We start from the raw sequence: 5,857 nt of genomic DNA, 5'->3' as shown, positions 1-5,857 counted from the left end.
TCGGTGCGGCAGGGGGCGCACCACATGGCCCACAGGTTCACCGCCACCACCCGGCCCCGGAAATCGGCCAGGCGCACCTCGCGCCCCTCTGCATCCTGGAACGGATGATCGGGTGCGGGCGTCAGCGTCGCCGGGGTCTCCAGCCGCGCCAAAGGGCCGACCGCGAACCGGGCCAGGTCGCTTTTCGCCTCGGATCGAGCGGCGGCGGGCGCGGACCCTTTGAACGGCCCGGCCTTGTTCGCGTATAGCAGGCCGAGGCCGCCGGCCCCCGCCAGCAGCACCACACCCGCGATCACCGCGATCCATTTCGAGCCGCCCATGTCCGCCCCTTCCGACGCCAACCCGACCGGCCAGAGCCTATGGGGCGGACGCTTTTCCGCCAAGCCCGCCGACATCATGCAGGCGATCAATGTCTCCATCGGCGTCGACAAACGCCTGTGGGCGCAGGATCTGGCCGGGTCGCGGGCGCATTGCCGCATGCTGATGGCCCAGGCGATCATCACGGCCGAAGACGGCGAGGCCATCCTGGGCGGGCTGGAGACCATCGAGGCCGAGATCACGGGCGGAACCTTCCCCTTCCGCGACCAGTACGAAGACATCCACATGAATGTGGAGGCGCGGCTGTCCGAACTGATCGGCGAGCCGTCGGGGCGGCTGCATACCGCCCGCAGCCGCAACGACCAGGTGGCGACCGATTTCCGCCTGTGGGTGCGCGACGCCTGCGACCGCACGGGCGAACAGCTGAAAGCCCTGCAACGGGCGCTGGTGGACCGGGCGGATCAGCACGCGGGCGACCTGATGCCCGGCTTCACCCATCTGCAGCCCGCCCAGCCGGTGACCCTGGGCCACCATCTGATGGCCTATGTCGAGATGTTCGGCCGCGACGCCGGGCGGTTCGCCGACGCCCGCGCCCGCATGAACGAATGCCCGCTAGGCGCGGCCGCCCTGGCCGGATCGCCCTTCGCCATCGATCGCCACGCCACCGCGACGGCCCTAGGTTTCGACCGGCCCATGGGCAACAGCCTGGACGCCGTGTCGGACCGCGACTTCGCCCTGGAAAGCCTGTCTGCCGCCTCGATCTGCGCAGGCCACCTGTCGCGCCTGGCCGAGGAGATCGTGGTGTGGATGACGCCCCAATTCGGCTTCGTGACCTTGCCGGACGACCTGACCACCGGATCGTCGATCATGCCGCAGAAGCGCAACCCCGATGCGGCCGAACTGGTGCGGGCCAAGACCGGGCGGATCACCGGATCTCTGATCGCGCTCAGCACCGTGATGAAGGGGCTGCCCCTGGCCTATTCCAAGGACATGCAGGAGGACAAGCCGCCGGTGTTCGAGGCGTTCGACGCCCTGGACCTGGCGCTGAGCGCCATGACGGCCATGGTCGCGGCCCTGCGTCCCGACCCGGTCCGGATGCGGGTGGCGGCGGGGTCGGGCTTTTCGACCGCCACGGACCTGGCCGACTGGCTGGTGCGTGAACTGAACCTGCCGTTCCGCCGGGCGCACCATGTGACGGGCGCGGCGGTCAAGCGGGCCGAGGCCCTGGGCGTGGACCTGATGCAACTGCCGCTGACGGAATTGCAGACGCTTGAACCCGGCGTCACCGAGGCGGTTTACAAGGTGCTGAGCCCTGAGGCTTCCTGCGCCAGCCGCCAGAGTTTCGGGGGCACGGCGCCGGACCAGGTCCGGGCGCGCATCGCGGACTGGAGGAGGCGCCTATGAGGATCAAGACCGTCATCGCCCTGGGAATTCTGGCCCTGGGCGCCGCCGCCTGCGGCCGGATGGCCGATCTGGAGGCCCCGCGGCCGCGCCAGACCGAGCGCGCCATCCGCGACGCCAGTGACCCCGCCCTGCCCGAGCCCGCGACCCTGAACCGGCCGTCCAGCCAGGTGCCGATCGACGGCGGCCCGCCGAACCTGATCGGCGGCACGGCGGCGGGCCGCGAGCCCCAGTAAGCCCGCCTTGCATCATTTCGCGCCGAGGGACGGCGTCCTGCACGCCGAGGCCGTTTCCCTGGAAACGATCGCGGCCGAGGCGGGAACGCCCGTCTATGTCTATTCCACCGCCACCCTGAGGCGGCATTACCGCGTCCTGCGCGCCGCCTGCGACGCGCGCGCGCGGCCCCTGGGCCAGCCGCTGATCGCCTTCGCGGTCAAGGCCTGTTCCAACCTGTCGGTGCTGGCCACCCTGGCGGCCGAGGGATGCGGGGCGGACACGGTGTCGGAGGGAGAAATCCGGCGCGCCCTGGCGGCGGGAATCCCGGCCGACCGCATCATTTTCTCCGGCGTCGGCAAGACGGACGCCGAACTGGCCTTCGCCCTGGACGCCGGAGTGCGCCAGATCAATGTCGAGAGCGAGGTCGAACTGGACCGGCTGGCGGCCGTCGCGGCGGGCCGGGGCGTGCGGGCCACCCTGGCCATCCGGGTCAATCCCGATGTCGGCGCCGGCGGCCACGCCAAGATCACCACGGGCGGCGCCGGCGACAAATTCGGCGTCCCGGTCCAGGAGGCCCTGGCCCTCTACGCCCGGGCCGCCGCCTCGCCGCATCTGCGGCCCGTGGGCCTGGCCTGCCATATCGGCAGCCAGATCCGCGACCTGGCGCCCTTGAAGGCCGCCTTCCAGGTGCTGCGCGACATGACCCTGACGCTGCGGGCGCGGGGGATGACGGTCCAGCGGCTGGACCTGGGCGGAGGTCTGGCCGCCCCCTATGCCGAGACGGACGAGACGCCGGACGTGCGGGCCTATGTCGACATGGCCGCCGGGGTCCTGGAGGGGCTGGGGGTCGAGGCGGCGTTCGAGCCGGGACGTCTGCTAGCCGCCAACGCCGGGGTGTTGCTGAGCCGGGTGATCCAGGTGAACGCGCGGTCGGACGGTCGGCGCTTCCTGGTGCTGGACGCGGCCATGAACGACCTGATGCGGCCGGCGCTCTACGACGCCTTCCACGGCCTGGTCCCTGTGCGGCCGCGCGGGGGCGCCGAGCAGGCCTATGATGTGGTGGGGCCGGTGTGCGAGACGGGCGACACCTTCGCGCGCGACCGGCCTTTGGCGCCGTTGCAGGCGGGGGACCTGGTCGCCTTCACCGGGGCCGGCGCCTATGGGGCGGTGATGGCGGGCGAATACAACAGCCGGCTTCTGGTCCCCGAGGTTCTGGTGGACGGCGACCGCTGGGCCGTGGTGCGGCCCCGGCCGACCTATGAGCAGATGCTGGCGGCAGAGCCGCGCGCACCCTGGCTGACGACGTCCTGAACGCTGGACCCACCGGCCGGGCCGTGCCAGACGCAGGATCATGGACAGCCGCATCGAAAGCCGCGTGGGCGTTCAGGCCGACGCCGAGCTCATCTGGGACATCATCGCCGACCTGGGGGCCTGGGAACGCTGGAACCCCCATGAGGTCCAGGTCTCGGGCGCCATCGCCTATGGCGGGACCATCGAACTGACCGAACGCCTGCCCGGCCAGGCCGAACGGCGCGTCGCCGCCCGCGTCGGCGAATGGCAGCCGATGGCCCAGCTGGTCTGGATGGAGCGTCGCGGATGGCTGTTCCGCGCCATCCGCTATTTCGAGATCGAGGAGCTGGCGCCCGGCCGCTGCATCGTCGCCAACGGGGCCATCTTGTCGGGCCTGCGCGGCGAACTGTTCCACGACCGCCATCGCCAGGCGATCAAGGCCGCCTACGCCGAGATCGGCGAGGGCCTGAGGCGCGCGGCCGAGGGCTGAGGCGGGTCAGCCGCCCTTGGCCCTTCGGCTGACCGTGAAGTCAGCCGCCCTTGGCCCGTCGGTTGACCGCGAGGTCAGCCGCCCTTGGCCATGGTGTCCTGGATGTTGATGATCGCAGGGCCCAGGATCACCACGAACAGCACCGGCAGGAAGAAGACGATCATCGGCACGGTCAGCTTGGCCGGCAGGGCGGCGGCCTTCTTCTCGGCCGCTGCCAGACGCAGGTCGCGGTTCTCCTTGGCCATCACCCGCAGGGCCGAGCCCAGGGGCGTGCCGTAGGTCTCGGCCTGGGTCATGGCGGTGGCCACCGACTTGACCCCCGGATGGTTGGTGCGTTTGGCCAGCCCCTCATAGGCCATGCGCCGTTCGGGCAGATAGCTGAGCTCGGCCGACAGCAGGGTCAGCTCCTCGGCCAGGTCGATGGACTGGCCGCCGATCTCCTGGCCCACCTTCTGGATCGCCGCCTCGATCGACATGCCGGATTCGACGCAGATCAGCAGCAGGTCCAGGGCGTCGGGAAAGGCCTGCATGATCGAGGTGCGACGCTTGGCGATCCGGTTCGACAGATACAGGTTCGGCGCATAGTAGCCGGCCACGGCGGCGGCCACGACGGCGGTCACCCGAGACATCACCGGCAGGCCGAAATCGTTGAACACGAACAGATAGAAGGCGGCCACGCCCAGGAAGATGAAGGGGGCGGCGAAGCGGAAGAAGTAGAAGGTGGTGACCGGCCGCGGCCCGCGGAAACCGGCCTGGGCCATCTTCTCGACCACCTTGGGGTCTTCCAGCAGCTTGCTGAGGTTCAGCCGGTCGACGACCCGTTTCTTGAAGCCCTCGTCGGTATGGCGCAGGCCGCCCGATCCGGCGATGGCCGCGCGCGAGCGGCGCTTCAGCTCCTCGCGCCGCTCGCCGACCGCCTTCATCCGCTTGTCCAGCCTGGCCCCGCCGCCCAGGGAGCTGAGCAGGGTGAAGACGGTGGCGAAGACCAGCAGGCCCACGATCATGCTGAGCAGGCTCTGCGGGTCGGTGAAGAGGGCGACGATCTGTTTCATGTCCGGCCCATCAGAACTTGAACGAGATCATCTTCTTCATCGTCATGATGCCCAGCCCCATCCAGACGGCCGAGCCCAGCAGCATGAACTGGCCCCTGGCGTCGGTGAACAGCAGCATCATGTAGGCCGGGGTGGTGATCATCACGAGCATCATCACCACCGGCGGCAGGGAGCCGATGATGCCGGCCGAAGCCGTGGCCTCGGATGACAGGGCCTTGATCTTCTCGGACATCATCCGCCGCGCGCGCAGCACGGCCGACAGATTGCCCAGGGCCTCGGCCAGGTTGCCGCCGGTCTTCTGCTGGATGGCGATGACGATGGCGAAGAATTTCAGCTCGGGCGTCGGCATCCGCTCATACATCTTGTCCAGGGCCTGGCTGAGCGTCAGGCCGACCCCCATGCCTTCCACCAGCTTCTGGAACTCGGGCCCCAGGGGGGCGGGGCTCTCGCGGGCGATGATCTTGAAACAGTCGTGGACCGGCAGGCCCGACTTGATGCCGCGCACGATGACATCGACGGCGTTGGCGAATTCGCCCGAGAATTTCTTCATCCGTCGCTTGCCCAGGAAGCCGACGGTCCAGCGCGGCAGGCCCAGGCCGAACACCAGGGCCAGGCCCAGGGCCAGGAAGATGTTCAGTCCGAACAACAGGGCCAGGCCCAGGGCGACCACGCCCATCACCACGCTGATCACGATGAAGGTCCGCAGCGACATCGACAGGCCGGCCTGCTTCAGCTTGGCCGCCATGGTCATGCGGGCCTTGCGTTCGCGCCGTTCGGCCTCCTGAAGCTGGGTCAGGATCTGCTTGCGGCGCATCTCGGGCGTATTGGCCGCCTGGGCCTGTTTGCGCGCCAGCTGGGGCGAGGGCCGGTTGAAGGTCTGGGCGCGCTTGACCGCCTGGGCGCCCGAATCGTCGCCGCCGACGAAGACCCAGCCGATGCCGCCGATGGTGACGAAGGCCAGTATGGCCGCCAGGATGGGCAGGAAGCCGCTCATTCCGCCGCGTCCAGGGCCTCGGCCAGTTCGCGCTCCAGCCCATAGTAGCGCGCGCGGTCCCAGAAGCGGGGCCGGGCGATGCCGGTCGAGCGGTGG

Annotated in this window: 7 protein-coding genes; 4 read left to right on the top strand and 3 right to left on the bottom strand. The window is 69.8% G+C overall.

The annotated features are described in order from the left end of the window. On the bottom strand, nt 1-320 hold a 320-nt coding region (locus KF910_RS14130), incomplete at its 3' end, for a TlpA family protein disulfide reductase (protein ID WP_292264045.1). On the opposite strand from KF910_RS14130, the gene argH reads away from it, so the two are divergent. The 4 genes from argH to KF910_RS14110 are packed head-to-tail and all read left to right on the top strand — an operon-like array spanning nt 319 to nt 3,715. Beyond that, the gene (gene argH, locus KF910_RS14125) at nt 319-1,722 is read left to right on the top strand and encodes an argininosuccinate lyase (protein ID WP_292264043.1); all 1,404 of its coding nucleotides are present in this window, start codon (nt 319-321) and stop codon (nt 1,720-1,722) included. The two genes, KF910_RS14130 and argH, sit on opposite strands and share 2 nt — an antisense overlap. Beyond that, nucleotides 1,719-1,955: a hypothetical protein gene (locus KF910_RS14120; protein ID WP_292264041.1), complete on the top strand. Its 237-nt coding sequence runs from the start codon at nt 1,719-1,721 to the stop codon at nt 1,953-1,955. The genes argH and KF910_RS14120 overlap by 4 nt, the downstream gene beginning before the upstream one ends. Before the next feature lie 7 nt (nt 1,956-1,962). Next, entirely contained in the window at nt 1,963-3,246 is a 1,284-nt protein-coding gene (lysA, locus tag KF910_RS14115) for a diaminopimelate decarboxylase (RefSeq protein WP_292264039.1), read from the top strand. A gap of 40 nt (nt 3,247-3,286) precedes the next feature. Continuing rightward, nucleotides 3,287-3,715, top strand: coding sequence for an SRPBCC domain-containing protein (locus KF910_RS14110; protein WP_292264037.1), 429 nt, complete (start codon nt 3,287-3,289; stop codon nt 3,713-3,715). A gap of 74 nt (nt 3,716-3,789) precedes the next feature. Here the strand turns inward: KF910_RS14110 and KF910_RS14105 are convergent, their stop codons facing one another. Together KF910_RS14105 and KF910_RS14100 are read right to left on the bottom strand one after the other, a co-directional pair. Further along, the gene (locus KF910_RS14105; protein WP_292264035.1) at nt 3,790-4,767 is read right to left on the bottom strand and encodes a type II secretion system F family protein; all 978 of its coding nucleotides are present in this window, start codon (nt 4,765-4,767) and stop codon (nt 3,790-3,792) included. Nucleotides 4,768-4,777: 10 nt separating this feature from the next. Next, nucleotides 4,778-5,761: a type II secretion system F family protein gene (locus tag KF910_RS14100; protein WP_292264033.1), complete on the bottom strand. Its 984-nt coding sequence runs from the start codon at nt 5,759-5,761 to the stop codon at nt 4,778-4,780. Between the last annotated feature and the right edge of the window lie 96 nt (nt 5,762-5,857).

The sequence above is a fragment of the Brevundimonas sp. genome (assembly GCF_019636155.1).
Classification (GTDB): domain Bacteria; phylum Pseudomonadota; class Alphaproteobacteria; order Caulobacterales; family Caulobacteraceae; genus Brevundimonas.
Note: the sequence above shows the minus strand (reverse complement) of the source record. Positions and strands in the feature narration are given on the sequence as shown.

Excerpts from the sequence above, each read along its gene's own strand:
- argH (WP_292264043.1), top strand. The coding sequence starts at position 319 with ATGTCCGCCCCTTCCGACGCCAACCCGACCGGCCAGAGCCTATGGGGC.
- KF910_RS14120 (WP_292264041.1), top strand. The coding sequence starts at position 1,719 with ATGAGGATCAAGACCGTCATCGCCCTGGGAATTCTGGCCCTGGGCGCC.
- KF910_RS14110 (WP_292264037.1), top strand. The coding sequence starts at position 3,287 with ATGGACAGCCGCATCGAAAGCCGCGTGGGCGTTCAGGCCGACGCCGAG.
- KF910_RS14105 (WP_292264035.1), bottom strand. The coding sequence starts at position 4,767 with ATGAAACAGATCGTCGCCCTCTTCACCGACCCGCAGAGCCTGCTCAGC.
- KF910_RS14100 (WP_292264033.1), bottom strand. The coding sequence starts at position 5,761 with ATGAGCGGCTTCCTGCCCATCCTGGCGGCCATACTGGCCTTCGTCACC.